At 71.1% G+C, this 15,111-nt stretch carries 11 protein-coding genes; 8 read left to right on the top strand and 3 right to left on the bottom strand.

Going from position 1 to position 15,111, the window contains the following annotated elements:
* Positions 1–7 precede the first annotated feature (7 nt).
* From ACWDLG_RS25960 to ACWDLG_RS25945, 4 genes are all read left to right on the top strand, one after another.
* The gene (locus ACWDLG_RS25960; protein ID WP_354904423.1) at positions 8–1,135 is read left to right on the top strand and encodes a sugar ABC transporter substrate-binding protein; all 1,128 of its coding nucleotides are present in this window, start codon (positions 8–10) and stop codon (positions 1,133–1,135) included.
* 71 nt (positions 1,136–1,206) lie between these two features.
* A complete protein-coding gene (locus ACWDLG_RS25955; RefSeq protein WP_354904420.1) occupies positions 1,207–1,971 on the top strand; it encodes an ATP-binding cassette domain-containing protein in 765 nt (254 codons plus the stop codon).
* The gene (locus tag ACWDLG_RS25950; RefSeq protein WP_449924364.1) at positions 1,968–3,242 is read left to right on the top strand and encodes a sugar ABC transporter permease; all 1,275 of its coding nucleotides are present in this window, start codon (positions 1,968–1,970) and stop codon (positions 3,240–3,242) included. The genes ACWDLG_RS25955 and ACWDLG_RS25950 overlap by 4 nt, the downstream gene beginning before the upstream one ends.
* 35 nt (positions 3,243–3,277) lie before the next feature.
* Positions 3,278–4,495 carry an ROK family transcriptional regulator gene (locus ACWDLG_RS25945; protein WP_449924361.1) on the top strand — a complete coding sequence of 406 codons (1,218 nt, stop codon included), beginning with the start codon at positions 3,278–3,280 and terminating at the stop codon, positions 4,493–4,495.
* 113 nt (positions 4,496–4,608) lie between these two features.
* Here ACWDLG_RS25945 and ACWDLG_RS25940 read toward each other — a convergent pair whose 3' ends face one another.
* Positions 4,609–5,379: a neutral zinc metallopeptidase gene (locus ACWDLG_RS25940; protein ID WP_354904413.1), complete on the bottom strand. Its 771-nt coding sequence runs from the start codon at positions 5,377–5,379 to the stop codon at positions 4,609–4,611.
* Positions 5,380–5,448: 69 nt separating this feature from the next.
* Positions 5,449–6,255 carry a neutral zinc metallopeptidase gene (locus tag ACWDLG_RS25935; RefSeq protein WP_449924357.1) on the bottom strand — a complete coding sequence of 269 codons (807 nt, stop codon included), beginning with the start codon at positions 6,253–6,255 and terminating at the stop codon, positions 5,449–5,451.
* 154 nt (positions 6,256–6,409) lie between these two features.
* Between ACWDLG_RS25935 and dxs the strand changes: the two genes are divergently transcribed.
* Positions 6,410–8,299, top strand: a complete 1,890-nt coding sequence (dxs, locus tag ACWDLG_RS25930) for a 1-deoxy-D-xylulose-5-phosphate synthase (protein WP_449924354.1) — start codon at positions 6,410–6,412, stop codon at positions 8,297–8,299.
* On the opposite strand, the gene ACWDLG_RS25925 is transcribed toward dxs, so the two are convergent.
* Positions 8,241–8,882: a DedA family protein gene (locus ACWDLG_RS25925; RefSeq protein WP_449924351.1), complete on the bottom strand. Its 642-nt coding sequence runs from the start codon at positions 8,880–8,882 to the stop codon at positions 8,241–8,243. The two genes, dxs and ACWDLG_RS25925, sit on opposite strands and share 59 nt — an antisense overlap.
* Positions 8,883–9,087: 205 nt before the next feature.
* On the opposite strand from ACWDLG_RS25925, the gene ACWDLG_RS25920 reads away from it, so the two are divergent.
* From ACWDLG_RS25920 to ACWDLG_RS25910, 3 genes are all read left to right on the top strand, one after another.
* Positions 9,088–10,557, top strand: coding sequence for an amino acid permease (locus tag ACWDLG_RS25920; RefSeq protein WP_449924349.1), 1,470 nt, complete (start codon positions 9,088–9,090; stop codon positions 10,555–10,557).
* 129 nt (positions 10,558–10,686) lie between these two features.
* Entirely contained in the window at positions 10,687–14,298 is a 3,612-nt protein-coding gene (locus ACWDLG_RS25915; protein WP_449924346.1) for an NPCBM/NEW2 domain-containing protein, read from the top strand.
* A 101-nt stretch (positions 14,299–14,399) separates the two neighbouring features.
* Positions 14,400–15,104 (top strand): hypothetical protein, encoded by a 705-nt coding sequence (locus ACWDLG_RS25910; protein ID WP_449924343.1) that lies wholly within the window; start codon positions 14,400–14,402, stop codon positions 15,102–15,104.
* Positions 15,105–15,111: the final 7 nt, after the last annotated feature.

Raw genomic sequence — 15,111 nt, 5'->3', positions numbered from 1 at the left:
TTGCACCATGCGCAAGGGGATCCTCAGCCTGACCGCCGTGGCAGCGGCGACGACCCTCGGTCTCACCGCGTGCGGGGGCGACAGCGGTGGCACCACCCAGGCCGGTACTGCCCAGTCCAGCGCGGCGCCCGCCTCCAGCGCGGCCGCCACGGGCAAGATCGGCGTCATCCTTCCCGACAGCAAGTCCTCGGCCAGGTGGGAGACCGCGGACCGCAAGTACCTCGAGGAGGCGTTCAAGGCCGCGGGCGTCGCCTACGACATCCAGAACGCCCAAGGCGACAAGAACGCCTTCCAGACCATCGCCGACCAGATGATCACCAACGGCGCGACCGTGCTGATGATCGTGAACCTGGACTCCGGCACCGGCAAGGCCGTGCTGAGCAAGGCCAAGTCGCAGGGCGTGGCCACGATCGACTACGACCGGCTCACGCTGGGCGGCGGCGCGGCCTACTACGTCAGCTTCGACAACACCAAGGTCGGCACCCTGCAGGGCGAGGGACTGGCCAGGTGCCTGGCCGACAAGAAGGCCGCCAAGCCCATCGTCGCCTACCTCAACGGCTCGCCGACCGACAACAACGCCACGCTGTTCAAGCAGGGCTACGACGGCGTGCTCAAGCCGAAGTTCGACTCCGGCGAGTTCGTGAAGGGCCCGGACGAGTCGGTTCCCGAGTGGGACAACGCCAAGGCCGGCACGATCTTCGAGCAGATGCTCACCGGCGAGTCGAAGATCGCCGGCGTGCTCGCGGCCAACGACGGCCTCGGCAACGCCGCCATCACCGTGCTGAAGAAGAACAACCTCAACGGCAAGGTGCCGGTCACCGGCCAGGACGCGACCGTCCAGGGCCTGCAGAACATCCTCGCCGGCGACCAGTGCATGACCGTCTACAAGGCGATCAAGAAGGAGGCCGACGCGGCCTCCGCGCTGGCGGTCGCGCTGGCCAAGGGCGAGAAGCCCGCGGCCACCGGCAGCGTCAAGGACACCGAGAGCGGCCAGGACGTGCCCGCCGTCCTGCTCGACCCCCAGGCGATCTTCTTCGACAGCGTCAAGGACGTCGTGGCCGACGGCTTCGTCGCCAAGGAAGAGCTGTGCACGGGCGAGTTCGCCGCCAAGTGCACCGAAGCCGGAATCCAGTAGGCCGGGAATCCCGTGATCGCGGCCGGGGGTACGGCTGGCGGCAGCCGTACCCCCGGTGGAGGACGCAGCATATGAACCCCGTTCTTGAAGTCCGAGGGATCGACAAGAGTTTCGGTCCCGTGCAGGTCCTGCACGACGTCGCCTTCTCCGCCTACGCGGGCGAGGTGACCGCGCTGGTCGGCGACAACGGCGCAGGAAAGTCCACCCTGGTCAAGTGCATCGGCGGCATCCACCCGATCGACGCCGGCGACTACTTCTTCGACGGCAGGCAGGTCCAGGTCAACGGGCCCCGCGACGCGGGCGAGCTGGGCATCGAGATCGTCTACCAGGACCTCGCGCTCTGCGACAACCTCGACATCGTCCAGAACATGTTCCTGGGCAGGGAGCGCAGGAGCGGCCTGGTGCTCGACGAGGCCACGATGGAGGAGATGGCCCAGCAGACGCTCTCCGGCCTGTCGGTCAGGACCGTCAAGTCCATCAGGCAGAAGGTCTCCAGCCTGTCCGGCGGCCAGCGGCAGACCGTCGCCATCGCCAAGGCCGTGCTGTGGAACAGCAAGGTCGTCATCCTCGACGAGCCCACCGCCGCGCTCGGCGTCGCGCAGACCGGTCAGGTGCTCGAACTGGTCCGCAGGCTCGCCGACAAGGGCCTCGCGGTCGTGCTGATCTCGCACAACATGAACGACGTCTTCGCCGTCTCCGACCGGATCGCGGCCCTCTACCTCGGGCGGATGGCCGCCCAGGTCAAGACCTCCGACGTGACCCACGCGCAGGTCGTCGAACTGATCACCGCGGGGCGCAGCGGAGACCTGGGTCTCAGGAACGGGGTCTCGGCATGAGCGGCAGGATTCTCACCAGCGACCCCGCCGAGGACGGGGCGATCGTCACCGCGGCCCGCCGGCCCTCGGTCGGCAACAGTGCCCGCGCCTACCTGGAGCGGGTCCGGGGCGGCGACATGGGCGCGCTGCCCGCCGTGCTCGGCCTGGTCGTCCTGTGCACGGTGTTCGCCGTGCTCAAGCCGGTGTTCCTGACCCCGGTCAACTTCGCCAACCTCTTCCAGCAGGGCGGGCAGGTCACCGTCATCGCGATGGGGCTGGTCTTCGTCCTGCTGATCGGCGAGATCGACCTGTCGGCGGGTTTCGCCAGCGGCCTGTGCGCGGCCGTGCTGGCGGTCACGCTGACCGGCATGGGCCTGCCCTGGTACGTGTGCGTCCTGGCGGCCATCCTCACCGGCGTCGTCATCGGCCTCGTGCTCGGCGTGCTGGTGGCCAAGCTCGGCATCCCCTCCTTCATCGTCACGCTCGCCGGTTTCCTCGCCTTCCAGGGCGTCCTGCTGGCGATCCTCGAGGAGGGGACCAACATCTCCATCCGCGACGAGACCATCCTCGCCATCGCCAACAAGAACCTGCCCGCCGCGCTGGGCTGGGCGCTGTGGCTGGTCGGCGTGGGCGGCTACGCGGCCGTCCAGATCACCAGGTCGGTCAAGCGGAGCGGGCGCGGCCTGGTCGCCGATCCGGTCTCGCTGATCGCCGCGAGGGTCGGCACGCTGGCCGTGCTCACGGGTGTGGCCGTCTTCGTGCTCAACCTGGAGCGCAGCCGCAACCCCGCGGTGGCGTCGCTGAGCGGCGTGCCCGTCGTCGTCCCGATCGTGCTGGCCCTGCTGGTCGTCTGGACGTTCGTGCTCGGCAGGACCCGCTTCGGCCGCCACCTCTACGCGGTCGGCGGCAACGCCGAGGCTTCGCGCCGGGCGGGCATCAACGTCGACCGGATCAAGGTGAGCGCCTTCGTCATCTGCTCGGCGATCGCCGCCGTCGGCGGGATCATCGCCGCCTCGCGCGGCGCGTCCGTCGACCCGAACACCGGCGGCAGCCAGGTCCTCCTCTACGCCGTGGGCGCGGCCGTCATCGGCGGGACGAGCCTGTTCGGCGGCAAGGGCAGGGTGCTGGACGCCGTCCTCGGCGGAGCCGTCATCGCGGTCATCGACAACGGCATGGGCCTGCTGGGCTTCGCCTCCAGCGAGAAGTTCATGGTGACCGGATCGGTGCTGCTGCTGGCGGCGGGCGTGGACGCCCTCGCCCGTCGTAGGGCAGCGGCCGCTGGTCTAAGGTGATCAGCGAATTCGGCACTTCAAAGGATCCACGAACGATGCGAGCGGGCCCGTCCCAGGAGGAGATCAGGCGCCACAACCTGGGCGCGCTGCTTCGTCACGTCCATCTCGGCGGGCCCACCTCGCGGGCCGAGCTGACCTCCAGGATGGGCCTGAACCGCAGCACGATCATGGCCCTGACCTCCGACCTGACCGCGGCGGGCCTGGTGCGCGAGGAACTTCCGCGCGAGACCGGCCGCGCGGGGCGGCCCTCCCTGGTGGTGCGGCCGGAGTCGTCGCGGGTCTACGTCTTCGCCTTCGACCTGGGCCCCGACCGGCTGGTCGTGGCCCGCGTCGGCCTCGGCGGGGTGATCCTCGACCGGCGCGAGACGGTACGGCGGCGCGGCGCCTTCGACCTGGACGAGGTCGTCGGCGCGCTGTCCGGCTTCGCCAGGCAGATGCACCGCAAGACCCGCGCCGACACCGTCTGCGTCGGCGCGGCGGCCGCGGTCGCCGGCGGGGTGCGCAGGAGCGATGGCGTCCTCAAGTACGCGCCCAACCTGCTGGCCGAGGACGTGCCGTTCGGCGAGGCGCTGAGCCGGAAGCTGGCCCTCGGCCTGCCGGTCAGCGTCGGCAACGACGCCAACCTGGGGGCGCTGGCCGAGCACACCCGTGGCGTGGGCGCCGCCGTGCGGGACCTCATCTACCTGCACGGCGACGTCGGCGTCGGCGGCGGCGTCATCGCCGGCGGCCACCTGCTCGGCGGGCACGACGGCTTCGGCGGCGAGCTCGGCCACATGGTCGTCCACCCGGGTGGCCGCCTGTGCGGGTGCGGCTCCCACGGCTGCCTCGAGGCGGAGGTGGGGGAGCGGGCGCTGCTGGAGGCGGCGGGCCGGGCGCCGGCAGGGCGCGTCGAGGGGCCGCTGGGCCGCGACGCGGTCAGGGCCGTCGTCGACGCCGCCGACCGGGGCGACATCGTCGCGCAGGACGCGCTCAGCCGCGTGGGCGACTGGCTCGGCCTGGGCGTGGCCAACCTGGTCAACATCTTCAACCCGGAGATGGTCGTGTTCGGCGGGATGCTGCGGGAGATCTACCTCGGCGCGGCCGCCCAGGTGCGCAGCCGCCTGGCCGTCGACGCGCTGCCCGCCCACCGGGAGAAGCTGCGCCTGCGCACCTCGGCGCTGGGCGACGACGCCACGCTGGTCGGCGCGGCCGAGCTGGCCTTCGCGAACGTGCTGGCCGATCCGCTGGAGGCCCTGGCCCGAGCGGGCGGCTGAGGCGAACCCCGCGCCCGGCAGGCCGTCCCCCGCAAGGGGCCCGCAAGACGACGGTGTCCGCGATCGGAGCGATCGCGGACACCGTGGGGTAGGTGGGGTAGCGGGACAGGACGTCAGGAGACGCGCGCCTTGGGGGCGCCGAAGGTGTTGCAGGCGTTCGGCGACTCGGCGTCGAAGCCGCGCTTGAGCCAGTAGGCGATGTTGGCGGGCTTGCCGTGGATGCCGTCGTCGAACCCGGCCTGGGCGACCTTCAGGATGTACTTGAAGTCGAAGTCACGCCGGCCGAGCGAGTGCCACACGCTGCCGATGAAGGCGCCGGAGAAGCACTCGGCCTGCAGCTCGATCCTGCGGGCCTCGTCGTAGATGCGCTTCTTGCTCTTGCCCTTGACCCGGTCGACGACGTCGATCATGCCGGTCAGCTCCTGGATGTGGTGACCGTACTCGTGGGCCACGACCTCCATCAGGAACAGCTCGGTCGGCTCGGACAGGATGGCGGGGTCCAGCAGGACCGTCATCTTGCGCTCGGGCGGGCAGTAGAGCGCCTGCGCGCCCAGGGGGAACTTGCCGCACTTGCCCACCGGCTGACCCGGCTTGCTCACGACGCCGAACTTCGGCTTGACGAAGGGGATCTTCGCCTTGGCCAGCTGGCGGCTCCACGAGTCGTTGAGACAGTCGAGCACGAACTCCAGGTAGACCTTGGCCCCGTCGAGCGAGTCACGCTGGACCGGCTGCTCCTCACACTCCTTGAGCTCCATCGCCCCGGTCTTGTAGACCCTGTTGTCGGTCAGGACCCGCGGGAAGCCGGTGGTTCCTGCGGCGGCCGTACCGGCGAACAACAGGCTCGCCAGAACGCCGGAAAGCACGGCGAATAAGGGGGAACGCATAGTCACAGGACTTTAGACCACACAACGGCCGCGCCGGAAGGCGCGGCCGTCGTGTCCGGAGATCATGAACTACGAGACGTACCTGGCGGGAGAGGTCCAGGTGTTGCACGCGGCGGGGGCCCCGTAGTCCCACCCGCGCTGCATCCAGCGGGCCTGGTTGGCGCTGGAGCCGTGGTCGTTCTGCGGCCAGATGGAGGCGCCCTTCTCACCGAACCAGTCGATGATCTGCTGGTAGTAGGCCTCGTCGACCGGCAGGGTGTCCTTCACCGACTTCATGAAGACCGCCGACATGCACTCGGCCTGCAGCTCGAGGCGGCGGGAGTAGGCGAGCTTGGCGGACTTGCTCGCGCGCCAGCTGGCCTGGGCGTACCAGGGCATGATGCCGGCGATCTGCTGCACGTGGTGGCCGTATTCGTGGGCCATCAGCCGGCCGATGCCGACCGGCGACGGGTTACGCAGCTCCGTCTTGGTGATCAGCATGTACATGGTCCTGTCGGCGGAGCAGTAGACGCCGGAGGCGCCCGTCAGCCACCTGCCACAGGCGGTGTTGCGCTTGGAGGTGATGATCCGCAACCTGGGCTTGGCGAACGGCAGCCTGGCCTGCTTGAACTCCGATGCCCACGCGCGGTTGAGACAATTGGTGAACGCCTGGAGGAAGTGCTTGTAGGCCGCCGTGCTGCCACGCTGGATCTCTCCCGGCGCGCAGTTGGAGCGGGCGAGCGTCCCGGTCTTGTACAGCGGGCTGCTCGTCGCCGCGGCCTTCCCTCTCGGAGGCGCCGCCTGGGCGGCCGCGGCCTCCTGGGTGGTCGCGGTCGACGCCTCCGCGACGCCTGCCGTACCCACGCCCATCAGGGCAAGAACCAGCCCAGCCGACACAAGTGACGAGAGTTTCCTAAGGGGGACAGTGTTCATAGTGGGTCAACCCTAGGCCAAGATCGGACAAATCAGGGTGCATTTGACTCCATGGAGTCATCTTCTGCTTCACGAACTAGACTTCGATCCGTTGGCGAGTGGATGAGGGGATGATTCCGTGAGCGGGCTGCTGGCCTCGATCAAGGGACCGCACGACGTCAAACGGCTTGCGGTGGAGGAGTTGCCGCGGCTCGCCCAGGAGGTTCGCGACCTCCTCGTCGAGTCCTGCGCGAGGAACGGCGGGCACCTCGGCCCCAACCTGGGCGTCGTCGAGTTGACCATCGCGCTTCACCGGGTGTTCGACTCGCCGAGTGATCCGATCATCTGGGACACCGGCCACCAGTCCTACGTGCACAAGATGCTCACCGGCCGGGCGGGCGGCTTCGACGCGCTCAAGCAAGAGGGCGGGCTGTCCGGCTACCCGAGCCAGGCCGAGTCCCCGCACGACTTCGTGGAGAACTCCCACGCCTCGACCGCGCTGTCCTACGCCGACGGCCTGGCCAAGGCGTTCAAGCTGCGCGGCGAGCGCGAGCGGGTGGCGGTCGCGGTCATCGGCGACGGCGCGCTGACCGGCGGCATGGCATGGGAGGCGCTCAACAACATCGCGGCCGTCAAGGACCTGCCGTGCGTGATCGTGGTCAACGACAACGGGCGCTCCTACTCGCCGACCATCGGCGGCCTGGCCACGCACCTGGCCAAGCTCAGGGTCGACCGCCGCTACGAGGACCTGCTCGAGTTCGTCAAGAACAAGATCGGCAACGTGCCCGTCGTCTACGACGCCCTCCACGGCATCAAGAAGGGCGTCAAGGACGTCCTGGCGCCGCAGGTGATGTTCGAGGACCTCGGCCTGAAGTACGTCGGCCCCATCGACGGCCATGACGAGCAGGCCGTGGAGGAGGCCCTGCGCAAGGCGCGCGGCTTCGGCGGCCCCGTCATCGTCCACGTCCTCACCCAGAAGGGCCGCGGCTACGCGCCCGCCGAGAACCACGACGAGGACCAGTTCCACTCGCCCGGCGCCTTCGACAGGGACACCGGCGTGGAGAAGCCCAAGGGCCGCATCTGGACCAACGTGTTCAGCGAGGAGCTGGTCGAGCTCGGCAAGGAGCGCGACGACCTGGTCGCCATCACCGCGGCCATGCTGCACCCGACCGGGCTCAACGCCTTCGCCGACGCCTTCCCCGACCGCACCTACGACGTCGGCATCGCCGAGCAGCACGCGCTGACCAGCGCGGCCGGGCTCGCGCTCGGCGGGCTGCACCCCGTCGTCGCCGTCTACGCCACCTTCCTCAACCGGGCCTTCGACCAGCTGCTGATGGACGTCGCCCTGCACAAGCTGCCCGTCACCGTCGTCCTCGACCGGGCGGGCGTCACCGGTGACGACGGCGCCAGCCACAACGGCATGTGGGACCTGTCGATCCTGCAGGTCGTGCCCGAGCTGCGGATCGCGGTGCCGCGCGACGGCGAGCGGCTGACCGAGCTGCTGCGCGAGGCCGTCGCCGTCGACGACGCGCCGACCGTGCTGCGCTTCCCCAAGGGGCCCGTCGCCGAGACCGTCGAGGCGATCGGAAAGCTCGGCGAGATGGACGTGCTGCGCGCGGGCGAGCCCGACGTGCTCCTGGTCGCCGTCGGCCCCATGGCCCACGCCGCGCTGGAGGCCGCCGTGCTCCTCGACGCGCAGGGCATCTCCGCCACCGTCGTCGACCCGCGCTGGGTCAAGCCGCTCGACGAGGCGCTGGTGCTGGCCGCCGCCGCGCACAAGCTCGTGGCGGTCGTCGAGGACAACGGCAGGGTCGGCGGCGTCGGCGACGCGGTCGCCCGGCTGCTGCGCGACAACGACGTCGACGTGCCGGTGCGCACGTTCGGCATCCCGCAGCGCTTCCTCGACCACGCCAAGCGGCCCAAGATCCTCGGCTACGCGGGCCTGACCGGCCAGGACCTCGCCCGCGACATCACCGAGGCGGTCGCGAAGCGCGGCTCGGCTCTGGAGCGGCAGCCCGCCCAGCAGTGACCGTCCGGCGCACCACGGCGGACAGCGTCACGATGACGAGCGCCGCCACGGCCGCCACCGGCAGCAGCAGTTCGGCGTGCTCGCGGACGACCCCGCCCGCGAGCGCGCCGACCGTCACGTAGGCGCTCACCCACGCGGTGCCGCCGATCAGCGCCCACGGCATGAACCTCCGGTACGGCACGCCGAGCGCCCCGGCCACCGCCGGGGTGAGCGCGTGCACCACCGGCAGGAAGTAGGCCAGGGCCAGCGCCCACCCGCTGCGCTCGAACAGCTCCTCGGCGCGCTGCCAGCGTTCCTCGCCCACCCGGCGGCCCAGGCGACCGTGGCGCAGGCGGGAACCGAACGTCCTGCCCGTCCAGTGGCCGCCGGAGGCGCCCGTCACGCAGGCCAGCACGCCGGCCGCGACGAGCGCGGCGGCCTCGGCCGGTGTGTCGGCGGTCGTGCCCGCGACGATGAGCAGCGCGTCGCCGGGGACGACGAGGCCGACGCCGACGGAGGCGTCCAGGGTGAGGAAGGTCAGCATGAGGGGCCACACCAGGAGCAGATCCTGGGCGGCGAGCGCGTCGAGCAGGTCCCCGAACATGCCCCCAGCCTGGCGGCGGGCCGGCCGGCACCCATCGGGGCCCGACCCCGGGCCGACCCGGAGGTCGTCCGGCCACTCGGAGGAGGGGCCGCCGCCCTTCCGGCCGGGTCCCGTCGGGCCCCGCTCATCGGGGAAAACGACCGTGGCGCGGGACCGGGGTCGCTGACCTGCGAATGGTCACCGGTCGTGTGGGAAAACTCACAAAATGGAGATCTTCCGCACCAAGAGTGTCGAACAGTCGATCAGAGACACCGAGGAACCCGAGCACCAGCTCAAGAAGCGTTTGTCGGCCGTCGATCTGACCGTCTTCGGCATCGGCGTGATCGTCGGCACCGGCATCTTCGTGCTGACCGGACAGGTGGCGAGGGACACGGCGGGCCCGGCCGTCGCACTGTCGTTCGTGGTCGCGGGCGTCGTGTGCGCCCTGGCCGCACTGTGCTACGCCGAGTTCGCCTCGACGATCCCCGTCGCGGGCTCGGCCTACACCTTCTCCTTCGCCACGCTGGGCGAGTTCCCCGCCTGGATCATCGGCTGGGACCTGATGCTCGAGATGGCGCTGGCCGGGGCGGTGGTGGCGGTCGGCTGGTCAGGCTACTTCACCTCGCTGCTGAACACCGTCGGCGTGCATCTCCCCACGCTCACGGTGTTCGGCCTCGAGGTCAACTATCCGGCCATGGCGATCGTCGCGCTCCTGACCGTGATCCTGGTGCTGGGCATCAAGCTGTCGTCCCGGGTGAACCTCGTGATCGTGATCATCAAGGTGGCGGTCATCCTGCTGGTGATCGTCGCCGGCCTGTTCTACGTCACCGCCCAGAACTACACGCCGTTCATCCCGGCCCCCAAGTCCAGCCCGGCCGTCCAGGGGCTCGGCGCGCCGCTGATCCAGGTGCTGTTCGGCATCACGCCCGTCGCCTACGGCGTGATCGGCATCTTCTCCGCCGCCGCGATCGTCTTCTTCGCCTTCATCGGCTTCGACATCGTGGCCACGGCCGCGGAGGAGACCGTCAACCCGCAGCGCGACCTGCCGCGCGGCATCATCGGCTCGCTGGCCATCTGCACCTTCCTCTACGTCGCCGTCTCCCTCGTCGTGGTCGGCATGCAGCCCTACAGCCGGCTCAGCGTGGACGCCCCGCTGGCCGACGCCTTCCGCGCGGTCGGCCAGCCGTGGATCGCCGGCCTGATCAGCATCGGCGCCATCGCGGGCCTCACCACCGTGGTCATGATCCTCATGCTCGGCCAGACCCGGGTGCTGTTCGCCATGTGCCGCGACGGGCTGCTGCCGCGTGTGCTGTCCAAGGTCCACCCGAAGTACGGCACGCCCGCGCGCATCACCGTCATCGTCGGCTTCGTCACCATGGTGCTGGCGGGGCTGATCTCGCTGAGCGCGCTGGCCGAACTGGTCAACATCGGCACCCTGTTCGCCTTCGTCGTGGTGTCGGTGGGAGTGATCATCCTGCGGCGGACCCGGCCGGACCTGCACCGTGCCTTCCGCGCGCCGATGGTGCCGCTGCTGCCGATCCTGTCCGTGCTGGCCTGCTTCTACCTGATGCTGAACCTGCCGGTGGAGACGTGGCTGCGGTTCTTCGCCTGGCTGATCATCGGTGCGGTGATCTACTTCCTGTACAGCTACCGCCACAGCATGGTCGCCCGCTCCCGCAGCGGCGCACCCCGGTAACCCCCGGGACGGCCGGGCGCGCGTCCCCGCCGGGCGCGCGGGTCCGCACGCATGAGCATCTTGTAGAAAGCTGCATAAGGAGCTTACGGTGTGCGCAGAATTGCGCAGACCCCCCGGAGGCTCATGCCCATGCGCAGCATCACGTGCTGGTTAGCGACCGCCGCGCTCGTCACCCTCGGCGTGGTGGCGACACCCGCCACGGCGCACGCCGACACCCTCGAACCGATCACCGCGCTCGCCGCCGACAACGGCGTCTACACCGCGCAGGCGGGCGCCGCCAGGCTCCGCGTCACCTTCCAGCGGGACGACGTCTTCCGCCTCGAACTCGCCCCTGACGGCACCTTCACCGACCCCGCCAACACCGGCCAGGGCGCGAAGATCGTCGTCAAGACCGACTACCCGGCGGTGCCCTCCACATGGAAGGAGCTCGCCGACCGCTACGAGATCAGCACGGGCGCGCTGACCGTCAAGATCGGCAAGAGCCCGGCGCTGGTCAGCGTCTTCCGCGCCGACGGCAGCCAGGTGCTCGCCGAGAGCGCCCCGCTGTCCTGGGACGCCGCCGGCACCCGGCAGACCCTCGCCCCCGTCGCCAAGGAGCAGTTCTTCGGCGGCGGCATGCAGAACGGCCGCCTCAACCACACCGGCCAGATCGTCAACGTCGCCGCCAACCACGACTGGGACGACGAGGGCTACCCCAACGCGGTGCCGTACTACGTCAGCACCGCCGGGTACGGCGTGCTGCGCGACACCTTCGCGCCCGGCAGCTACGCCTTCAAGCAGCCGCTGGTCGCCACCCACAAGGAGCAGCGCTTCGACGCCTACTACTTCGTCGGCCGGCCGTACGACCTGAAGACGCCGCTCGACCGCTACACCGAGCTGACCGGACGGCCGCTGATGCCGCCGATCTACGGCCTGGAGATGGGCGACGCCGACTGCTACAACCACTCCAGCCCGACCTACACCGGCGGCAAGAACCCGAAGAAGTGGACGACACCCAGCGCCGCCACGGTCGCGCAGGGCTACGTCGACAACGACATGCCGCGCGGCTGGATGCTGGTCAACGACGGCTACGGCTGCGAGTACACCGACCTGCCGGAGGCGGGCCGGCTGCTGCGCCAGCGCGGCGTCGAACTGGGCCTGTGGACCGAGCGCGCGCTGACCAACCAGGAGTCCGAGGTCAGGGACGCGGGCGTGCGGGTCCGCAAGCTGGACGTCGCCTGGGTCGGCGCGGGCTACCGGCACGCGCTGACCGGATGCGAGGAAGCCGCCGGCGGCATCGAGAGGTACTCCGACGCCCGCCGCTTCGTCTGGATGGTCGAGGGTTGGGCGGGTTCGCAGCGCTGCGCCGTGCAGTGGACCGGCGACCACTACGGCACGCTCGACGCCATCCGCTGGCAGGTCCCGGCCATCACCGGCGCCGGCCTTTCCGGCATGCCGTTCACGGCGGGCGACATCGACGGCATCTTCGGCGGCAGCGGCGAGTCGTACGTGCGTGACCTGCAGTGGAAGGCGTTCACGCCGGTGCTGATGTCGATGTCGGGCTGGGCCTCCCATGACAAGCAGCCGTGGACGCGCGGCGAGCCGTACACCTCCATCAACCGCAAGTACCTCAAGCTGCGCGAACGGCTGCTGCCCTACCTGTACACCCACGCCGCCGAGGCGCACCGCACCGGCGTCCCCGTCAACCGGGCGCTGGTGATGGAGTATCCGCGCGACGAGACCGCCTGGCAGGTCAAGGACGAGTTCCTGGCGGGCAGGGACTTCCTGGTCGCGCCCGTCCACACCGCGGGGGACGTCCGCACCGGCATCTACCTGCCCGAGGGCCGCTGGGTCGACTACTGGAGCGGCGAGGTGCACAACGGCCCCAAGACGCTCGGCGGCTACAGCGCGCCGCTGGACCGGCTGCCGCTGTTCGTCCGGGCCGGCGCGATCGTTCCCATGTACCGCGAGGGCGTCAACAACCACGCCGAGCACCGGCCGGCCGACCCGCTGACGCTGGACCTCTACCCGAGCGGCGAGTCGACCTTCGCCATGTACGCCGACGACGGCAGGACCCGCGCGTTCGCCACCGGCCAGTCGGCCACCCAGACCTTCACCGTCAAGGCGCCGCGGGACGGCTCGGGCGTGATCACCGTGGGGATCGGCGCGCTCGAGGGCGAGTACGCCGGCAAGCCCGCCGCCCGGCCGTACGAGCTGGTCGTGCACCTTGGCGGCGCACCCCACCAGGTGCGCTACGGCAAGCAGAAGCTGCCCGAGATCACCGCCGAGCGGTACGCGGCCGGCGAGAGCGGCTGGTACGCCGACGGCGCCACCGTCAGGGCGCGCGTCCCGGCCCTGTCCACCGCCGGGAGCGCGGAGCTCAGGCTGACCGGTGCCACCGTGCTCGGCGGCAGGCACCCCGGCGACACCGACGTCGCCGTCGCCGCCGAGCTGCCCGCCATGCTGACCCCCGGCGCGACGGTCGAGGTGCCCGTCTCCGTCACCAACACCACCGGCGGCACGATCCGCGACGTCGAGCTCGGCGTCCGCGTGCCCGAGGGCTGGAGCGCGCCGGCTCCCGTCCCGGCGGGAAGCGTCGCCGACGGCCGGCGCGTGGACAAGACCGTCGCCGTCGCCGTCCCCGCCGACGCCAGGGCCGGTACGGTCACCCTCACCGTCACCGCCGCCTACCGGGCGCACCAGGAGCGCCACACCGCCACGGCGGCGACCGCGGCCAAGGTGCCGCACGCCTCGCTCGCGGCCGCCTTCGCCAACATCGGCGTCACCGACGACGCCGACCCTGGCAAGGGCAACATCGACGGGGGCGGCGGCAGCTTCTCCTACCAGCGCCTGGCCGCGACGGGCGTCACCCCCGGCGCGTCGCTGACCGTGCAGGGCGTGCCGTTCACCTGGCCCTCCATCCGGCCGGGGCAGCCCGACAACGTGGCGGCGGCCGCCCAGACGATCGCGCTGCAGGGGCAGGGCAACACCCTGGCCTTCCTCGGCACCGGCACCAGCACGCAGGCCAGGGGCCCGCTGACCGTCCACTACGACGACGGCACCAGCGACACCGGCACGCTCGGCTTCGCCAACTGGTGCTGCGTCGACCCGGGCTCGCACGGCTCCAAGCCCGCCTTCTCGCACAAGGGCAAGAACCTGCCCGCGGGCGCGAACCAGTTCCCGACCGTCGACTACCGCGTCTTCTACAACCAGGTCAGGGTGAACCCGGCCAAGAAGATCGTCGCGGTCACGCTGCCCGACAACGCCGCCGTCCACGTCTTCGCCGCCACGGTGGCGACCACGAAGCTGCCCGACCCGCCCAAGGGCCAGGCGTGGGCGTCGGAGGTGACCTGGCTGTCGGCCGACAACGGCTGGGGGCCGGTGGAGAAGGACCGCAGCAACGGCGAGAGCGGCGCCGGCGACGGCCGGCCGATCACGCTCGGCGGTACCGTCCACGCCAAGGGGCTCGGGGCGCACGCCCCCTCCAGGGTCTCCTACCACACGGGCGGCGCGTGCTCGGCGTTCACCGCCACGGTGGGCGTGGACGACGAGGTGCAGGCCGGGTCGGTCACCTTCGCGGTGCTGGCCGACGGGAAGGAGGTCTACCGGTCGCCCACCCTGACGGGGGCGGCGCAACCGCTGGAGATCGCGGCCGACATCAAGGGTGCCACCTACGTCGACCTGGTCGTGGGCGACGCGGGTGACGGCAACGGGGCCGACCACGCCGACTGGGCCTCGGCCGCGTTCACCTGCGCCCCCTGACAGCCTGGCCCGCGCCTGGCCGGACCCGCCACCGGAGCACACCGGTGGGGCCGGCCGGGCGCGGGCGGGAACCCCGAGGGGCGGGGCGGTGTATCGGGAGCATGAGACGCATCGTGCTGGTCCTGGCCCTCCTGCTGCCCGCCCTGGCCACCGCGGCCCCCGCGCGGGCGGGCGGCTGGGCCGCCACCTACCTCGACCCTGTCCCCGCGACCTTCTCCCCGGACGCCACCTACACCGTCGGCTTCTGGATGCTGCAGCACGGCACCCACCCCTACGAGGTGGCCAGGAAGCTCGGCACGGTGGGCCTGAAGTTCACCAGCGGTGCCAGGAGCCTGGAGTTCACCGGCGTGCCGCTGAAGGAGAAGGGCCACTACGCCGCCGCGATCGCCCTGCCCGCGGGCCACTGGCGGGTCGAGGCGATCCAGGGCTGGTTCGCGCCCTACGACGTCGGCACGCTCACGGTGCCCGGCCCCCTGGCGGTCAGGCCGATCGACCCCGAGCTCAAGCGCATGATCGCCGGCTACCTGTCCATGAACGGCGGCAAGGACCCGTGGGGCGCGGTGCGCCCTCCGGGCTTCGTCAGGCAGGGCGCGCCGGCCACACCCGCCGCGGCGGCGCTGCCCGCCGCTTCAGCTCCCGCCGCCGCTGCCACTCCCGGTCCGGCCACCGGCCAGGGCGGCCGTCCGGGCGCTGAACCCGGCCCGGTCCCGGCCGGCGGGCCGTGGCCGTACTGGCTCGGGCTGGGCGTGGCCGCCGCGGCGGGCCTCACCCTCGTCGTGGTCAGGCGGCGGCGCGTCAGAGCGTGAAGACGGC

It is taken from the genome of Nonomuraea sp. NPDC003727, assembly GCF_053586935.1.
This window is presented reverse-complemented; position numbering and strand designations above follow the sequence as displayed.

What these genes read in the sequence shown, in the direction of transcription:
- ACWDLG_RS25950 (WP_449924364.1), top strand. Translation starts at nt 1,968, where the DNA reads ATGAGCGGCAGGATTCTCACCAGCGACCCCGCCGAGGACGGGGCGATC.
- ACWDLG_RS25915 (WP_449924346.1), top strand. Translation starts at nt 10,687, where the DNA reads ATGCGCAGCATCACGTGCTGGTTAGCGACCGCCGCGCTCGTCACCCTC.
- ACWDLG_RS25955 (WP_354904420.1), top strand. Translation starts at nt 1,207, where the DNA reads ATGAACCCCGTTCTTGAAGTCCGAGGGATCGACAAGAGTTTCGGTCCC.
- ACWDLG_RS25910 (WP_449924343.1), top strand. Translation starts at nt 14,400, where the DNA reads ATGAGACGCATCGTGCTGGTCCTGGCCCTCCTGCTGCCCGCCCTGGCC.
- ACWDLG_RS25920 (WP_449924349.1), top strand. Translation starts at nt 9,088, where the DNA reads ATGGAGATCTTCCGCACCAAGAGTGTCGAACAGTCGATCAGAGACACC.
- ACWDLG_RS25960 (WP_354904423.1), top strand. Translation starts at nt 8, where the DNA reads ATGCGCAAGGGGATCCTCAGCCTGACCGCCGTGGCAGCGGCGACGACC.
- ACWDLG_RS25940 (WP_354904413.1), bottom strand. Translation starts at nt 5,379, where the DNA reads ATGCGTTCCCCCTTATTCGCCGTGCTTTCCGGCGTTCTGGCGAGCCTG.
- ACWDLG_RS25925 (WP_449924351.1), bottom strand. Translation starts at nt 8,882, where the DNA reads ATGTTCGGGGACCTGCTCGACGCGCTCGCCGCCCAGGATCTGCTCCTG.
- ACWDLG_RS25945 (WP_449924361.1), top strand. Translation starts at nt 3,278, where the DNA reads ATGCGAGCGGGCCCGTCCCAGGAGGAGATCAGGCGCCACAACCTGGGC.